We start from the raw sequence: 15044 nt of genomic DNA on the forward strand, positions 1-15044 counted from the left end.
GCTGATGCGACCGGGCCTCATCGACCAAGCCCCAACGCGGTGTCCCGTGCCGCCGGGTGACCCTGCTCGGCGATGTCCCGGAGCAGAGGGGCCACGACCGCAGCCGCCGGAAACGCGCCCAGGAGTGGCGGCTGGTGTGGCTGCCGGACAGCCGTTTACCGCCCCAGCGTCACGTGGACGCGACGTGGCACGACACTCTGTTGACCGATCGGGAGATCTTTCAGCTTGCGCCGGTACGAGTCATGCACCCGGTCCGAAAGCCGACCGCAGTCCGGACACGCCGCGCCCACCGCCCGGCGTCTCGCCACGATGTCGACCGTGCGAAGGCTGACCGTCAGGTCCGCACAGACCTGATGGAGCGTCATTACCTCCTGCCCGGCGGCGAGGCGTACGCAGGGACGTCACCTCGGATGGAGCCGTACGAGAAGACGGTCGACGCCGGCCCCGAGCACCGCAGGCCGACGACACCGATGCGAGGGACCGGCGGCCTCTGTCAGCTGCTGAAGGACCAAGAGCCGAAGCGGCCCCACGCGATGAAGATGGCAAGCGCGAGATAGACCGTGTTCAGGAGCACCAGTTTGGACTGACCGAGGCGGCCGTGGGTGATCACGGCGCCGACCATGAGGGCGGTCCAGCAGGCAGCCGTCACCGGCACCATGACCGGTGCGATGTCGAGCACAGCGGGCAGGATCAGGCCGATCGCGGCCAGGAGTTCGAGGACCCCGAGAGTCTTGATGAAGCCGGTGCTCGCGTCCTGCGTCCATTCCCCGCCGTGCTGCGCGGCCAGTCTCGCCTTGGGGATGAAGGTCTTGCTGATGCCGCCGGCCAGGGCGACCGCGGTCAGCAGTCCGGCGGCGATCCAAGCAGTGAGGTTCATGGGTGGACTCCCCGTCTTGTGTGAGGTGAGTGCGGTGTCGTGGGAATCGGCGGCGAATCAGCCGCCGAAGGCGGGTGCGTTGTCGCGTGCCCAGTCGGCGAAGGTGCGCGCGGGTCGGCCCAGCAGGTCTTCCACGGTGCTGGTGGTGGGCCCTGGGCGGTGGGCGTAGTCGGCCAGGGAGCCGAGCAGGCGGTCGGGGACCTCCTCGGGCAGCCCTTGCGCGAGCATGCCGTGGCGTATGTGCTCCGGCGGGAGCTCCTGGAAGGACAGCGCCCGGCCGAGGGCGGCGCCGATGAGGTGCACCTTCTCAACCTGGTCCAGTGACTGTGGCCCGGTCAGCGTATGGATCGCCCCCGGGGGAACGCCGCCGCAGAGGGCGCGTGCGGCGACCGCCGCGATGTCGGTTTCGTGAATGGGTGAGGTCGCGGCTCGGCCGTACGCGCCGCGCACCACGTCACCGGACCTGGTCTGCGGTGCCCAGGCCAGTGCATTGGCCGCGAAGTCGGCCAGGCGCAGGACCGTCCAGTCCAGGCCGGAACTGCTGACGAGGTCCTCGGCATGCTGGAACTGCGCGGCGAAGCGGGCTTCCCCCGCGGGATACTCCACGGTGGTGGCCGACAGCAGCACCACACGCTGCACGCCCTGCCTGACGGCGAGCCGCAGGAGTTCGCCAAGTCCCGGGCCGGTGGCGCGCGGGCTGATCTGCAGGGCCTCCACTCCTTCCAGCGCCGCCTCGATCCACTGTGGGCGAAACAGGTCGCCGCTGACGGCTTGGACGCCGTCCGGGAGCGCGGCCGAGCCGGGACCGCGCGTGACCGCAGTGATGGCCGTGCTCTCCTGCAACAGCAGGTTCATCACCTGACGCCCGACGACGCCATTGGCTCCAGTTATCAGGATCATGACAGTTACTCCTCTACTCGATGCTGAGTTCGGTTGATGCGGAGGGTGGAGGCATGCGCATGCACCTCCCGGTCGGCCCGTCGGTGGTCGTCAGACGCGCCTGTGCCCCACGTGCCGGGGCGGTGAGCCCGTAAGCGGGGTGGAGTCGAGGTACCTGACCTCGTAGATGCGTTCGCTGAACTTCCAGCCCTCGGACGTGCGCTGGTAACGGTCGTGATAGAGCGCGTAGTTCAGGTGCGAGCTGCCGTCGTGCATACGCCCGAATTCCTGGATGTACACGCGCCCGGCCGCGGTGTCGCCGTCGAGCCGGATGACGCCGGGGTGGACGTTCTGCACGAAGAACTCCCACAGCCCTTGCCCCCACTCGATCCCCGCACGGATCTCCTCGCGGCCGACGAACTCCTTGTCGATGTGCGGCCATCGCATGGCGCCGTCGGGAGTGAACAGCGAGGCGACGCGGTCGAAGTCGCGCATCATCACAGCGTCGGTGACCTCGGCGCGCAGCCCCTCGATCTCGAAGCGATCGACGACGGCCTGCATAACGCTCATCGGATTTCCCTGCCTTATCGATGCGTCAGTCAGGCGTCTGCCGCCTGCCCGGTGGGTGACGTATCCAGAATCGATGCAGGTCAGCGGCGGAACAATGTAGAGTCCGTGGAGCTATCCATAACGTGGGAGTTATGTATGGAGCTGCGCGACATCGAGATCTTCCTGACACTGGCCGAAGAGCTGCACTTCGGCCGCACCGCCGAACGGCTTCACGTGTCCCAGGCCCGCGTCAGCCAGGCCATCCGCAGACAAGAACGCCGCCTCGGCGTGGCCCTGTTCGATCGCACCAGCCGACGCGTGGCCCTGACCCCTGTCGGCCGACGCCTGCGTGAAGACCTTCAGCAGGCCCTCGACCTCCTCCACGCAGGACTCGCCCGCGCCCAAGCAGCCGGCCCGGGCGCGGGCCGGACCCTGCGGCTGGGCGTCTTCGGCCACGCCGGACACGAACTACGGCCCCTCGTCGACGCGTTCCGCACCCGCTACCCCGGCAGCGACATCGAGTTCCGCGAAATCAACGGCAACGACGCGTTCACCGCCCTGCGCACCGGAGAGCACGACGCGCACGTGCTGTGGCTGCCCGTCGCCGAACCGGACCTCACCGTCGGCCCCACCGTGCTCACCGGAGGCCGCGTGCTGGCCGTGGCCGCAGACCATCCGCTCGCCCGACGCGGCACCGCGTCCCTGGAAGACCTCGCCGACAACCACGTCGTCGACCTCGGCCCCGAAGCCCCCGAGTACTGGGTCGCCTCCATGGTCCCCACCCGCACCCCGCTCGGCCGCCGTATCCCCCGCGGGCCCGCCGCGCGGACCTTCCACGAGATCCTCTCCCTGGTCGCTGCCGGACGCTGCGTCCACCCGCTGGGCGAAATCGCCGCGCGCTACAACAAGCCCCCCGGCATCGTCTTCCTGCCCCTCCACGACGCCCCCACCCTCGAATGGGCGCTCACCTGGCGCACCACCGCTGACAGCCCCACCATCCGAGCACTGGCCCAAACCGCCGCCGACCTCGGCCCCATCACACTGTGACAGCGACCGGGGAACGCCAACCTGGTATGGAACCACCCCTGTTGGATCAGCTTCAACACGCTGATTCGACTGGGGAGCTCGGGCCGTGGTGCGGTGTCCGCTGCGGGCCTGCTCAGAGGCGGTGTCCACCGCGCCCTGGATGAAAGGCCGTTGGTCTCCAGACGGGTCATAGTCTGGTTGCGGGTGCGCCGGTACTTCTGTGATCGGAAGGGCTGTTCCCGCAGGACGTTCGTCGAGCAGGTGCAGGGCCTGTCCGAGCGGCACCGCCGCTCCAGCACTGGGCTGACAGGCTGGCTGCGGTCGATCGCGATCGAGCTCGGAGGCCGTCCGGCCGCGCGGTTGTGCCGCCGCCTGCGGCTGGGCGCGGGCCGGACCGGCTGCTCAGGCTATTGACGGCGCCGAAGGTGCCGGACCGTGCGCCGCGGGTGCTGGGGGTGGACGAGTTCGCCTTCCGTAAGGGCTGCACCTACGGCACCGTGCTGGTCGACGTCGAGGCCGGCCGGGACCGGGCCAGCGCCTACACCAAGGCGGTCAAGGAAGCCGCCCCTCATGACACGAACCGGGAGCGGAACTCGTCGACGACCTTTGCCCGCGTCCAGCTCCCGGGCGCGGGCATGCAGCTCCGGTGCAGTCAAAGGGGTTGCGTAGCCACAGTTGATCACGTCCCCGACGGTCGCGGTTGTTCCGGTGGTACCGAGCTCTCGGCGGCCGCCATCCACTGGTCCAGGTCGGCCTGGGTGAACTCTGCCCACGGGGGGATCTCGGGGAGCTGGCGGAGGAGGTCGTAGGCCTGGGAGATGTTGGGGCCATGGAGGACCGGGGTATGGCAGCCGGCGATGACCTCGGCGTTCAGGCGTTGGAAGTAGTCCACGACCGTCCGGAACTTCTGGGTGTCCAGCAACGCGACCCAGGGAGAGACCAGCCGTCCGCCGAAGAATTGGCCGTCGCGGAATTCGTCCGCGGACAACGCCACTACGTCCGGCATCGGGGTGGGCACGTTTGTGGCGAAGGTGTCGACGGCCCACAGGACGCTGGTCTTCGGGTCGAAGAGGGCGCGGGTTGTTGGGTTGTCGTACAGGGGCGGTCGTTTGGCGACCAGGGTGCGGTCGCCCGCGTCGATCGTGTCGCCGTCGGTCATGAAGCGGCACCGGTTGATGGGGGTCTCCCATTCCTCGGCCATGCGGCCGATGGAGAACCATGTCGTCAGCAGGGTCGCGTTCGGGCATTCGGCGAGGACCGCCAGGAGGTTGCCGGCGTGGTCGCGGTCGTCGTGGGTGAGGAAGATCCACCGTACGTCCAGGGGATCCACGACGGACCAGGCTGCCTCCAGCCACTGGGAGCGCACTGCGGGCGCCCCGGTGTCCACGAGGACGGGTTCGGCTCCCCGGATCACCATCGAGTTCATCGGAAAGTGGCCGACCGGCGGGGCCTCGAGGGCCCACGGGATGACGAACGTCTCCTCGGCGATCTTGTACGGCTGCAGAAGGTTGAACGTTTCCATGGTTGGCATCGCTGCTCTCCCTAGGACGGAGTCGCCGCAGCATCCATGAATCCAGTGCAGCCCCGTGGCGGGCCGTCGTCAAACGCAGAACCTTCATGAGTCCTCGTTGGTGTGCTGACGGGGTGGTGGGCGCCGGGTTCCACTTTCCGGTGTGGTGGTGCGGATCGTTGGGGCGGTCGGTGGGGCTGGTCAGCAGGGGCTCGGCAAGGTGTTGAGCCGGTCGATTGCCCGGGTGATCTCGTCGGTCCAGGGCCATCGGGTCGTGAAGCGGAGCCGGTGGCGGCGGCCGGTGGTGACGAACTGGGCGGCGGCGGAGGTCATGGCTGGATGAGAACTCCGGCACGACCGTTGCATGGCACGCGGCACGGGATGCGTCTCATTGAATGCGCCGGGCGATGCCGGTCGCCCTGCCCATCAGCCATTCGAGCGGCCCCCGCTGGAAGAAGCGGGACCAGAGGGTGGCGAGGACGGTGACGGACGCGATGAAGCCAAGCAGGGTGTACAGGGGCGGGACGGTCAGTTCCTCAGTGCCCAGGAGCCAGATGGCGACGATGTTGAAGACGTACGCCGACAGCGACATCGAGCCGACCGCGATGACGGGCTTGGCCAGGCGGCGCAGCCGGGGGAAGGCGTCCATGGCGGCCAGGCATGCGGTGATCACCAGGATCGCCACACCGGTGTTGCCCACGATGGACAGGGTCGCCTCGCTGTGTGGGGAGGCGACCAGCATTCCCGCAGGGGTGTCGCCGAAGATGCCGGCGCTGCCGGGCGACGAGGAGGGCATGGCCGACATGGACGCCATGCCCGATCCTCCTTCGGCTTCCCGGACGGCTTCGGCGGCACCCGGCACGAGACGCAGCGCCAGCCAGGAGCCGCCGTAGCCGGTGACGGCGAGGGCGACACCGGTGAGTGCGAGGCGTATCCGGACAGCCGTGGCGTCCAGGTCGAGGCGGGCGACAGCCATACCGGCGATGACGAACGGGATCCAGGTCAGGGCCGGATAGCCGCCGGTGAACAACAGCGAGACGATGCCGTCCGCCTGGCCGACGGTGGGGAACGAGCGGTCGCCGACCACCGGCTTCAGCACGTACAGCAGCTGCGGGCCCACCAGGGCCCAGCCCGCCGCGATCATCGCCAGCGGCTTGGCGCCCAGTCGGCACAGCGGCAGCACGAGCAGGAAGAACAGTCCGTAGAAGGCGAGGATCGGCACTACCGGGCTGCCGGTCATGGTCAGGGCGGTGCCGAGGGCCAGGAGGATCACGGCTCGGATGACGACCTTGGCGACGGCCTGGCGGCCGGCCAGGCCGGTCTTCGGTGTGCGGCGCCCGGTGATGAGGGCGACCGCGAAGCCGGCCAGGACGGCGAACAGGGCGGAGGAGCGGCCTTGCGCCAGCTCCATCAGGAAGCCGATGACACCGTCCTGGCCCGGGGCGGGGCCCACATGGACCGCGTACATGCCGAAGACGGCCAGGCCGCGGGCCAGGTCCAGTCCGACCAGCCGGCCCACGCCGGGCGCGCCCGGCGAGGGCTCACCGCGCTCGTGTTCAGGGGACGCTGCGGCGGCCGGCGGGGAGTCTGCGTGATGTGTCATGCCGCTCAGGCTGGAGACCGGGCCGATCACGGAGTATCCGGCAGAAGGCTGCGAGCTCCCCGCCGACTGGTGGGTGGCACCCCGCCGGGTGGCTGGAGCCGCAGCTCGTCGGGCCGCGGGGGCTCTGTTGGGCTTTAAGGTCGAGTCGGCATGGGTTGGCCTGCATGGATGAAGGTGAGGCGGAGCGCGCGTGAACCGGGTGGCGCGGGTAGTGGTGGTGGACGACGAGGCACTGGTCCGCTCGGGCTTCGAACTCATTCTGGGCGCGTCCGAGGACATCGAGGTCGTCGCGACGGCGAGCGGGGGCGATGCCGTGGAGACCGTCCGCCGGGAGCGGCCGGACGTGGTGCTGCTGGACATCCGGATGCCGGACGTGGACGGGCTGACCGTGCTGCGCGAGCTGCGGATGATGCCGGATCCGCCGGTGGTGGCGATGCTGACGACGTTCGACGCCGACGAGTACATCCTGACCGCGTTGCACTGCGGCGCCGCCGGTTTCCTGCTCAAGGACACCGAGCCGGAGCAGCTCGCCCATCTGGTGCGCAGCCTGGCCGCGGGCGGGGTGGTGCTGTCCCCCAAGGCGTCGCGGACACTGCTCCACAGCCACCCCGGCATCGAGGCGGCCGTCGACGAGGAGGCAGCCCGGGTGCGGCTGCTCACCGCCCGCGAGCGTGACGTCCTCGTCCAGGTGGCGGAAGGCCTGTCGAACGCCGACATCGGGGCGCGCATCCACCTGGGTGCCGGCACGGTCAAGGACCACGTCAGCGCGATCCTCACCAAGCTGCGGGTGACCAGCCGGGTGCAGGCCGCGTTGCTGGCGCAGCGGGCCGGGCTGCTCGACGAGCGCCCGCAGTCGGAGGCCGGCCGATGAGCCGTGCCCGCGCAGTGTGGCAGCGGGTTCCCGCACCGGTCGTCGACATCGTCCTGGTGACGGTGGCGGCCGTGGACGTATGGCTGAACATGTGGGAGCACACGCGCCTCGGTGTCGCGCTGGCCGCGCTCGGCTGCGCCGCGTTGGCCTTCCGGCGCAGGTTCCCGCTCGGCGTCTTCCTGCTCACCCTGCCCGTCGCGCTGATGCAGGACATCGCCGTCGCTGTGCTCGTGGCGCTGTTCACTCTGGCCGAACGCTCCCGCAACCGCCGTCTCCTCGCGGGGTGCGTCGCCCTGTCGGCAATCGCGGGCAGCACTCCGTGGCCCCTGGCCGAGGTCGACCGGACCATGACGCTGGTCATCTTCGTCTACAGCTTCGCGACCGCCGCAGCCCCGGTCCTCTTCGGCCAGCTTCTCCAGGCGCAACGGGACTTGGCGCGGCGGCTGGAAGAGATCGAGGAGGCCAGGGAGCACGAGCGGGCCCTGCACGCCCAGGCCGTCCTCGCCCGCGAACGCGCCCAGCTGGCCCGCGAGATGCACGACGTGGTCTCCCACCAGGTCAGCCTGATCGCCGTACAGGCCGGAGCTCTGCAGGTCGCTACCAAGGACGCGGACGCCAAGGAGGCCGCCCGCACGATCCGTTCGCTGAGCGTCACCACACTCGACGAACTGCGCGCCATGGTCACGCTGCTGCGTGCCTCCGGCGGCCACGCCACGGAGCTGACTCCTCAACCCACCCTGGCCGACCTGCGCAAACTGGTGGAATCAAGCGGCACTCAGGCGCAGCTGTCGGGTGAGCTTCCGCCCGCCGTGGGCTCGCCCGCCCAACGCGCCCTCTACCGCACGGTCCAGGAAGCGCTGACCAATGTCCGCAAGCACGCCCCCGGCGCCACGGCCTGCGTCGAACTGTGGCAGGACGGCGACGACGTCGGAGTGACCGTCGCCAACACCCCGCCCACGCGTCCCTCGTTGTCCCTCCCGGGATCACAGCAGGGTTTGGTCGGCCTGCGGGAACGGGCCGACATCCTGCACGGCACCCTGGAGGCGGGCCCGACCACGGAGGGCGGTTACCGGGTGCGGCTGCGGATTCCCCTCAGCGCGGACTGACCGACCAGGGCAACAGGTCATGGACCCGGTCCGCGGCACCGCGGGCACGCTCAAGTTGTGGGACACGGAGACCCAGCAGCCCCTCAGGGATCCGCTGACCACACCCGGTGACGCGGTCGTCTCACTGTCCTTCAGCCCGGACGGCACCACCGGGTACGCGACCGGCGCACATGCCCCGGTGCGGCGGTACGTCATCGATCCGGGGCGGGCGGTCGCAGGGGTCTGCACCCGCGCGGGAGGCGCTGAACTTGGCGGTGTCCTGGAGTTCCACGAAGTCGGTCAACAGGCGGCGCAGGGTCAGTGGCCGGTCGATGGGCAAGGTGCTGCGGCTGCGATGCGGGCTCGCGGACGGACGGTCAGGTCCAGGTCGAGGCCGAACCGTTCGGCGACTCGTCGGACCAGTTCCTCCGGCTTGCTCGGAAGGACAGCGAGGGGGTCGCCCGTGCCGTAGGTGACTGGGCGGCGCTGCTCGACCGTTACGGCGACTCCGCAGCCGAGGTGACGACAGCGCAGGCCGAGCCGGACGGTGGTCAGGCCTCTACGAACTGAAAGAGGCGACCCAGTCGGTCATCGGGGAACTCGCCGCACGCCACGGCGTGCAGCCGATGGAGGTGCTGGAGGCCCGCGAACCGGTCGACATGGACCACCCCGTCGGCAGGTCCAAGCGCTTCCTGCGCCTGCGTCACCCTGACGGCGCGCTGGTACGTGGCGGCCCAGTTCCGATCGCGGACGCCGAGTACGGCGTACTGGACGCCGTCGAGCGAGCCCGGCTCACGCCCTTCGAGCCATGAGACGAACTCCGCTGCGTCATCGGTGGGACGGCCGTTGTAGGAGGGCGTCCACCAGGCCCCAGCACAGCAGAAGGCCGGTGTTGATTCCGAAGGCGACGTATTCGATGCCCTCGGAACGCCACCAGCCAAGGCCTGCCCCGCACAGCAGCAGCGTGGTGGGCAGCGCCGCCAACACCAGCGGCCATTCGGCGAGCACGGTGCGCATCACACCCCGTACGCCGGGATGGCCCTGAGTATCGCGGTGGGCGATCTGGTGGGCATAACCATGGGCCAGGGCTGAGGCGAGGGCGGTGAACAGGACCCACAGGGCGTCGTCCATGCGCGCCGCCCGAGTCGTCTCGCCGAACCGGGTGAGCGCGGCGACGGCCGAACTCGACACCAGGAGCCCGTACACGCCGCCGAACAGCGCAGTCTTGGTTTCCGTGGGTGTCGGTGCGTGTGGTGGGTCATCGCACGGGGGCCAGGAGCTGGGTGGCGGCCAGCTGCGCGTACAACTGGTCCTGGCCCACCAGTTCCTCATGGGTGCCCACTGACCGGACCCGGCCGGCGTCCATGACGACGATCCGGTCGGCGCCCGTCACCGTGGACAGGCGGTGGGCCACCACCAGCACGGTGGTCTCGCGAGCCACGTCCGCGACGAGGTCCCGCAGCGCCAACTCGTTGACGGCGTCGAGCTGGGAGGTCGCCTCGTCCAACAGCAGCAGCCGGGGCCGCCGCAGCAGGGCGCGGGCGATCGCGATGCGCTGTCGCTCGCCGCCCGACAGCTTCGAGCCGCGGTGTCCGACCGGGGTGTCCAGGCCGTGGGGCAGGCGCTCGACGAGGTGGTCGAGCTTCGTCCGTGCCAGGACGTCGTGGATGTCGTCGTCCGTCGCGCCGGGCGCAGCGAACACCAGGTTCTCCCTGAGCGTGCCGGCCAGCACCGGAGCGTCCTGCTCCACGTAGCCGATGGCGGACCGCAGTTGGGGCAGCGGCCAGTCCCGTACGTCCTTGCCGTCGACCAGGACCCGGCCGCCGGTGGCCTCGTGGAACCGCTCGATGAGTGCGAAGACCGTCGACTTGCCCGCACCGGAGGGACCGACGAAGGCCGTCATCCCGGCGCCCGGCACCTCGAAACTCACCTGCTGATGGATGTATGGCAGGCCTGGACGGTAGCGGAAGGACATGTCCTCGAAGCGGACCGACGCCGGACCCGACACCGCTGCCCGCTGCCCGGGCACGGTGCCCGTCTGCCGGGCGGTCGGCTCCGTCGACAGGCGTTCCACCTGCGCGATCCGGGAGATCGCGGCCGCCCCCTCCTGATAGTGGGACACGGCGTCGACCAGCTTGGACACCGGCTCGATCAGGTAGAAGAGGTACAGCAGGAAGGCAATGAGGGTGGACACGGGGATCTCCCCGGACGCCACCCGCGCCCCGCCGACCGCGAGCACCGCGAGAAACGCCAGCTGTACGGCGAGTTCGTCCGCCGAGCCGGCCACGCACTCCCACTTCGCGCTCTTCACGCCGTGCCGCCACGCCCGCCGTGCCGCCGCCTCCACCCGGGCGGTCTCCCGCTCCTCGGCACCGGACGCCTTCACCGTGCGAAACGCCCCGAAGACCCGCTCCAGCGCGATGGAGATCTCCCCGACCGCCTCCTGCGAGCGCTCGGTGGCGCGAGCGATTCTCGGCATCACCAGCGCGGTGGCCCCGCCGACCAGCACGACCACGCCGAGCGTCACACCCAGCAGCACGATGTCCAGGAACGCCATCACCACGATCGCCGCCACGAAGGCCACCGCGCCGGTGGCCGCGGAGACGACCGCCTGGGTGCTGACCGCCCGCAGCAGCGTGGTGTCCGAGGTGACCCGGGACATCAGGTCACCCGGCGGGATCCGCTCCCACTCCGCGATCCGCAGCCGCAGCAACCGCCCCACAAGGGTGCGCCGCGCGGCCAGGACCACCGACTCCGCCGTCCGCTCCAGCGCATACGCGCCGAACGCCTCGACCGCCGTGCCCACCACCACCAGCGCGGTGAGCGCGATCAGGATCCCGGCGATGGTTTCACCTGTCGCCAGCCGGTCCACAAGTGTCTTGGTGGCCAGCGGCTGCAGCAGTCCCCCGGCGGTTCCGACCAGAGCGCACAACAGGCCGAGGGCAACGGCCCACCGGTGCGGCCGGACATAAGCGCACAGCGCCTTGACCGTCTCTCGGGCGGACAGGGAGGTTTCATCCGTCGTCGGGGCGGATGCGGTGTTCACGAAATGCCTTTCCTCTACAGTCTGCCGGGCACCGCATCAGCGGTCCGGCGCACCAGGGCGTGAGCAGGTGTCGGCTCAGTGGACGAGTCCGGCTGTCCTCGCGGCGAGGGCGTGCACCAACGCTTCGGACACCTCAGGACGCACGACGAACAGGACGAAGGCGCCCGCCGCCAGGGTCAGGCCGAGGAGTTCCAGAAACTCGGCTCTGCCAGGGACGGCGTCACGGCCCGGTACGTCGGCCGACGATCCGAGGAAGTCCTCGGGCTCCTTGTGTCGTGCACGGTAAGTCATGCCTTGAGCCTGGAAGCCCGGCCGCCTCGCGCCCATCCGGCAACTGTCGGGTCCACCCCCGCCGAGTGGCTGGAGAAGACCGCCGTCCGGTCGCGCCGGACCGGTCGGGCGTGAACTCCGCCGGTCGGCAGGGTGGTACCCGCCGATCGGCGGGGCCTATACCGAAGCCTGCCGGATGGTCCGCCCTCGGACGTCCACGCGAGATTCTCCAAATGACAAAGTCGCAGCCGCTGCAGGAGACGTCAGCTCCGCAGGAGAACTCGCCTCCGCAGCCCCGAACCTCACCCGAGTCCGCCGTACCGGCCCCGCCCGGTCCTTCGATAGGACGGCTCGTCGGGGTGGACCTGGCCCGCGCGTTGGCGGTGTTCGGCATGTACGTCGTACACATCGGTCCCCCGTTGTCGGCCACGGACGGCGTCGCCAGCTGGGTCCGGTACATGGCGGACGGTCACTCGTCGGTCCTGTTCGCCACCCTCGCCGGGTTCTCTCTGATGCTGCTCGCCGACCGCCGGGAGCCGAAGACCGGTCTGGCGGGCCGGCAGGCGAAGGCCAGGATCGCGATCCGCGCCGTGGTCCTGCTGGCGCTGGGCACCGCGATGGCGATGGAGTACGGGGGAGTGGTCATCCTCGGCTTCTACGGGGTCTACTTCCTGCTGGCCCTGCCCCTGCTGCGCCTGCGTGCCAAGACACTCGCGATCATCGCGGCCGGCCTCGCCCTCGTCACACCACAGCTGTCGTTCGTCCTGAACTCGCTGCTGAGCGAGTCGGTCCGGCAGAGCATCAACGCCTACGACCCGCTCCACCGGCTCAGTGACGTGGGAGTGCTCGATCTGCTGTTCACCGGCTTCTACCCGACGATCACGTGGATTCCGTTCGTGATCGCCGGTATGGCGCTGGCCCGCCTCGACCTGTCCGCGACCACCGCCCAGTGGCGCCTGGCCGCGCTCGGCGCCGCCCTCACCGTGGCCGCGTACGGCATGTCCTTGCTGCTGGCCGGCAAGGACGCGTTGCGGAGCTTGGCGGAAGACGGGCCGTCGTCCGGCGGCTCCGGGGCGATGCCCCTCGACAGCGGGTCGTTCGAGCCCCAGGCATCAATGCTCTTGACGGCCGGTCCGCACAGCGGCACCACGTTCGACATCATCGGCAGCGTGGGAGTCGCGATCCTCATGATCGTGGGCGCGACGGTGGCCATGGACCGCCTGCCGCGACTGCGCCGCCTGGCCAAACCGGTCATCGCCGTGGGGACCATGTCCCTGACGGCCTACGTCGGCCACTTCGTCGCCCAGTCCGCGCTGTCCATGCCGAGCGGGACCAGCACCCAGCAGTCCTGGATGCCGCTGCTCATGTTCATCCTCGGGGCGATCGTGTTCGCCGGGATCTGGTCCCACTTCTTCCGCCGCGGGCCCCTGGAGTACCTGCTCAACGCCGCCACCCAGCCGGCGAAGCACATCCGATGAGGCCAGGCCGGGGTGGCTCGCCTCCCCGGCCTGGACAGTCGGAACCCGCGACCTCAACTCTGATGTTTCCGATGACGTGACCGGAACCGGGGACCGTGCTGCCGGGCTGTGGCTCAGGCATCGATGATGACGGGGATGATGAGGGGCTTGCGGCGGTGCGTGCGGAACGCCCAGTTCGCCACGGCGCGGGCGACGAGTTGTTCGAGTTGGTGCGCGTCTCCGACGCCTTCTTCGGCCGCGGTGGCCAGGGTCTTCTCGATGACGGGGATGACCGGCTCGAAGGTGGTGTCGTCGTGGACGAAGCCGCGGGCCAGGAAGTCCGGGGCCTCCGCGAGGGCGCCGGTGTCCGCGTCGACGATCGCCACCACCGTGACCACGCCTTCGGCTGCGAGGGTGAGGCGGTCCTTGAGGGACGCTTCGGTGGCGCCGCCGACTTCCATGCCGTCCACATAGACGTTGCCGGCGGGGACCTTGCCGGTGATGGACACGCGCCCGTCGACGAGGTCGACGACGACGCCGTCCTCGGCGATGACGACCCGCTCGGGGTCGACGCCGGTACGGATGGCGAGGTCGCCGTTGGCCCGCAGGTGGCGCCATTCGCCGTGCACGGGCATGACGTTGCGGGGTTTGACGATGTTGTAGCAGTAGACGAGTTCGCCGGCGCTGGCGTGCCCGGAGACGTGCACCTTGGCGTTGCCCTTGTGGACCACGTGGGCGCCCCACCGGGTGAGTCCGTTGATCACCCGGTAGATGGCGTTCTCGTTGCCTGGGATGAGGGAGCTGGCGAGCAGGACGGTGTCGCCCTTGCCGATGCGGATCACGTGGTCGCGGTTGGCCATCCGGGACAGCGCGGCCATCGGTTCGCCCTGGGAGCCGGTGCACACCAGAGTGATCTTGTGGTCCGGGAGCTTCTCCAGCTCCTTCGGGCTCACGACCAGACCGGAGGGGACCTTCAGATAGCCCAGGTCGCGGGCGATACCCATGTTGCGGACCATGGAGCGGCCTACGAAGGCGACCTTGCGGCCGTGTTGGTGGGCGGCGTCCAGGACCTGCTGGATGCGGTGCACGTGGCTGGCGAAGCTGGAGACGATGACCCGGCGCGGGGCGGTGCGCATCACCTGCTCGATCGCCGGGTTCAGCTCACGCTCGGAGGTGGTGAAGCCGGGGACCTCGGCGTTGGTGGAGTCGGTGAGGAACAGGTCCACGCCCTCCTCACCGAGGCGGGCGAAGGCGCGCAGATCGGTGATGCGGTCGTCGAGAGGGAACTGGTCCATCTTGAAGTCGCCGGTGTGCAGCACCATCCCGGCGCCGGTGCGGATCGCGACCGCGAGGCCGTCCGGGATGGAGTGGTTGACCGCCACGAACTCGCAGTCGAAGGGCCCGAAGCCGCGCCGGTCGCCCTCCCGCACCCGCACCGTGCGCGGCCGGATGCCGTGTTCCTTGAGCTTGGCCTCCAGGAACGCCAGCGTCAGCTTGGAGCCGACGACGGGAATGTCGGACCGCTCGCGCAGCAGGTACGGCACGCCGCCGATATGGTCCTCGTGGCCGTGGGTGAGCACCACGGCCACGATGTCGTCGAGCCGGTCCCGGATCGAGGTGAAGTCCGGCAGGATCACGTCCACGCCGGGCTGGGTCTCCTCGGGGAACAGCACGCCGCAGTCGACGATGAGCAGCTTGCCGGCGTACTCGAAGACGGTCATGTTGCGGCCGATCTCACCCAGGCCGCCCAGAGCGACGACCCGCAACCCTCCTGGGGGCAGGGGCGGAGCGGCTTTGAGGTCGGGGTGCGGATGACTCATGTCTTGACGTTACCCGGAGAACGGGACGGAGTGATCCACTGCCTGCGTGAT

Annotated in this window: 17 protein-coding genes; 6 read left to right on the plus strand and 11 right to left on the minus strand. The window is 69.8% G+C overall.

Annotated elements, in window-relative coordinates:
• Nucleotides 1–155: 155 nt before the first annotated feature.
• The 4 genes from EHO50_RS28385 to EHO50_RS28400 all read right to left on the minus strand — a co-directional run bounded on the left by EHO50_RS28385 (nt 156) and on the right by EHO50_RS28400 (nt 2326).
• A complete protein-coding gene (locus tag EHO50_RS28385) occupies nt 156–365 on the minus strand; it encodes a transposase family protein (protein ID WP_128434077.1) in 210 nt (69 codons plus the stop codon).
• Between the two features lie 128 nt (nt 366–493).
• Nucleotides 494–877, minus strand: a complete 384-nt coding sequence (locus tag EHO50_RS28390) for a DoxX family protein (protein WP_128434078.1) — start codon at nt 875–877, stop codon at nt 494–496.
• Nucleotides 878–934: 57 nt separating this feature from the next.
• Nucleotides 935–1777 carry an NAD(P)H-binding protein gene (locus EHO50_RS28395; RefSeq protein ID WP_128434079.1) on the minus strand — a complete coding sequence of 281 codons (843 nt, stop codon included), beginning with the start codon at nt 1775–1777 and terminating at the stop codon, nt 935–937.
• 90 nt (nt 1778–1867) lie between these two features.
• Nucleotides 1868–2326: a nuclear transport factor 2 family protein gene (locus EHO50_RS28400; RefSeq protein WP_128434080.1), complete on the minus strand. Its 459-nt coding sequence runs from the start codon at nt 2324–2326 to the stop codon at nt 1868–1870.
• A gap of 135 nt (nt 2327–2461) precedes the next feature.
• Here EHO50_RS28400 and EHO50_RS28405 point away from each other — a divergent pair, with 135 nt between their 5' ends.
• Nucleotides 2462–3352 carry a LysR family transcriptional regulator gene (locus tag EHO50_RS28405; RefSeq protein ID WP_128434081.1) on the plus strand — a complete coding sequence of 297 codons (891 nt, stop codon included), beginning with the start codon at nt 2462–2464 and terminating at the stop codon, nt 3350–3352.
• Between the two features lie 658 nt (nt 3353–4010).
• On the opposite strand, the gene EHO50_RS28410 is transcribed toward EHO50_RS28405, so the two are convergent.
• From EHO50_RS28410 to EHO50_RS28415, 3 genes are all read right to left on the minus strand, one after another.
• Nucleotides 4011–4862: an MBL fold metallo-hydrolase gene (locus EHO50_RS28410; RefSeq protein ID WP_246101519.1), complete on the minus strand. Its 852-nt coding sequence runs from the start codon at nt 4860–4862 to the stop codon at nt 4011–4013.
• Nucleotides 4863–5042: 180 nt separating this feature from the next.
• Nucleotides 5043–5174 carry a transposase gene (locus tag EHO50_RS44680; RefSeq protein ID WP_220096469.1) on the minus strand — a complete coding sequence of 44 codons (132 nt, stop codon included), beginning with the start codon at nt 5172–5174 and terminating at the stop codon, nt 5043–5045.
• A 55-nt stretch (nt 5175–5229) separates the two neighbouring features.
• Complete coding sequence (locus tag EHO50_RS28415) at nt 5230–6444, minus strand: DUF418 domain-containing protein (protein ID WP_128434082.1); 1215 nt, start codon at nt 6442–6444, stop codon at nt 5230–5232.
• 211 nt (nt 6445–6655) lie between these two features.
• Here EHO50_RS28415 and EHO50_RS28420 point away from each other — a divergent pair, with 211 nt between their 5' ends.
• The 4 genes from EHO50_RS28420 (at nt 6656) to EHO50_RS45885 (ending at nt 9212) form a co-directional block, all read left to right on the plus strand.
• On the plus strand, nt 6656–7315 hold the full coding sequence (locus EHO50_RS28420) for a response regulator (RefSeq protein WP_128434403.1): 660 nt from the start codon (nt 6656–6658) through the stop codon (nt 7313–7315).
• Nucleotides 7312–8421 (plus strand): sensor histidine kinase, encoded by a 1110-nt coding sequence (locus tag EHO50_RS28425; protein ID WP_128434083.1) that lies wholly within the window; start codon nt 7312–7314, stop codon nt 8419–8421. Before EHO50_RS28420 ends, EHO50_RS28425 begins: the two co-directional genes overlap by 4 nt.
• Before the next feature lie 300 nt (nt 8422–8721).
• Entirely contained in the window at nt 8722–8970 is a 249-nt protein-coding gene (locus EHO50_RS45880; RefSeq protein ID WP_164904966.1) for a hypothetical protein, read from the plus strand.
• Between the two features lie 56 nt (nt 8971–9026).
• Complete coding sequence (locus EHO50_RS45885; RefSeq protein WP_164904967.1) at nt 9027–9212, plus strand: hypothetical protein; 186 nt, start codon at nt 9027–9029, stop codon at nt 9210–9212.
• A 16-nt stretch (nt 9213–9228) separates the two neighbouring features.
• On the opposite strand, the gene EHO50_RS28435 is transcribed toward EHO50_RS45885, so the two are convergent.
• The 3 genes from EHO50_RS28435 to EHO50_RS28445 all read right to left on the minus strand — a co-directional run bounded on the left by EHO50_RS28435 (nt 9229) and on the right by EHO50_RS28445 (nt 11737).
• Entirely contained in the window at nt 9229–9591 is a 363-nt protein-coding gene (locus EHO50_RS28435) for a hypothetical protein (RefSeq protein WP_181449708.1), read from the minus strand.
• 67 nt (nt 9592–9658) lie between these two features.
• Complete coding sequence (locus tag EHO50_RS28440) at nt 9659–11446, minus strand: ABC transporter ATP-binding protein (protein ID WP_128434084.1); 1788 nt, start codon at nt 11444–11446, stop codon at nt 9659–9661.
• Nucleotides 11447–11521: 75 nt separating this feature from the next.
• Nucleotides 11522–11737 (minus strand): hypothetical protein, encoded by a 216-nt coding sequence (locus EHO50_RS28445; protein ID WP_128434085.1) that lies wholly within the window; start codon nt 11735–11737, stop codon nt 11522–11524.
• A 212-nt stretch (nt 11738–11949) separates the two neighbouring features.
• On the opposite strand from EHO50_RS28445, the gene EHO50_RS28450 reads away from it, so the two are divergent.
• Nucleotides 11950–13194 carry a DUF418 domain-containing protein gene (locus EHO50_RS28450; protein WP_181449709.1) on the plus strand — a complete coding sequence of 415 codons (1245 nt, stop codon included), beginning with the start codon at nt 11950–11952 and terminating at the stop codon, nt 13192–13194.
• 113 nt (nt 13195–13307) lie between these two features.
• Here the strand turns inward: EHO50_RS28450 and EHO50_RS28455 are convergent, their stop codons facing one another.
• Nucleotides 13308–14993 carry a ribonuclease J gene (locus tag EHO50_RS28455; RefSeq protein ID WP_128434086.1) on the minus strand — a complete coding sequence of 562 codons (1686 nt, stop codon included), beginning with the start codon at nt 14991–14993 and terminating at the stop codon, nt 13308–13310.
• Between the last annotated feature and the right edge of the window lie 51 nt (nt 14994–15044).

It is taken from the genome of Streptomyces cyaneus (assembly GCF_004028635.1).
GTDB lineage: Bacteria > Actinomycetota > Actinomycetes > Streptomycetales > Streptomycetaceae > Streptomyces > Streptomyces cyaneus.

Bases quoted from the DNA above. Each gene is read 5' to 3' on its own strand.
- EHO50_RS28415 (WP_128434082.1), bottom strand. From the start codon at position 6,444: ATGACACATCACGCAGACTCCCCGCCGGCCGCCGCAGCGTCCCCTGAA.
- EHO50_RS44680 (WP_220096469.1), bottom strand. From the start codon at position 5,174: ATGACCTCCGCCGCCGCCCAGTTCGTCACCACCGGCCGCCGCCACCGG.
- EHO50_RS28390 (WP_128434078.1), bottom strand. From the start codon at position 877: ATGAACCTCACTGCTTGGATCGCCGCCGGACTGCTGACCGCGGTCGCC.
- EHO50_RS28400 (WP_128434080.1), bottom strand. From the start codon at position 2,326: ATGAGCGTTATGCAGGCCGTCGTCGATCGCTTCGAGATCGAGGGGCTG.
- EHO50_RS45885 (WP_164904967.1), top strand. From the start codon at position 9,027: ATGGAGGTGCTGGAGGCCCGCGAACCGGTCGACATGGACCACCCCGTC.
- EHO50_RS28450 (WP_181449709.1), top strand. From the start codon at position 11,950: ATGACAAAGTCGCAGCCGCTGCAGGAGACGTCAGCTCCGCAGGAGAAC.
- EHO50_RS28405 (WP_128434081.1), top strand. From the start codon at position 2,462: ATGGAGCTGCGCGACATCGAGATCTTCCTGACACTGGCCGAAGAGCTG.
- EHO50_RS28395 (WP_128434079.1), bottom strand. From the start codon at position 1,777: ATGATCCTGATAACTGGAGCCAATGGCGTCGTCGGGCGTCAGGTGATG.
- EHO50_RS28425 (WP_128434083.1), top strand. From the start codon at position 7,312: ATGAGCCGTGCCCGCGCAGTGTGGCAGCGGGTTCCCGCACCGGTCGTC.
- EHO50_RS28410 (WP_246101519.1), bottom strand. From the start codon at position 4,862: ATGCCAACCATGGAAACGTTCAACCTTCTGCAGCCGTACAAGATCGCC.
- EHO50_RS28445 (WP_128434085.1), bottom strand. From the start codon at position 11,737: ATGACTTACCGTGCACGACACAAGGAGCCCGAGGACTTCCTCGGATCG.
- EHO50_RS28455 (WP_128434086.1), bottom strand. From the start codon at position 14,993: ATGAGTCATCCGCACCCCGACCTCAAAGCCGCTCCGCCCCTGCCCCCA.
- EHO50_RS28385 (WP_128434077.1), bottom strand. From the start codon at position 365: ATGACGCTCCATCAGGTCTGTGCGGACCTGACGGTCAGCCTTCGCACG.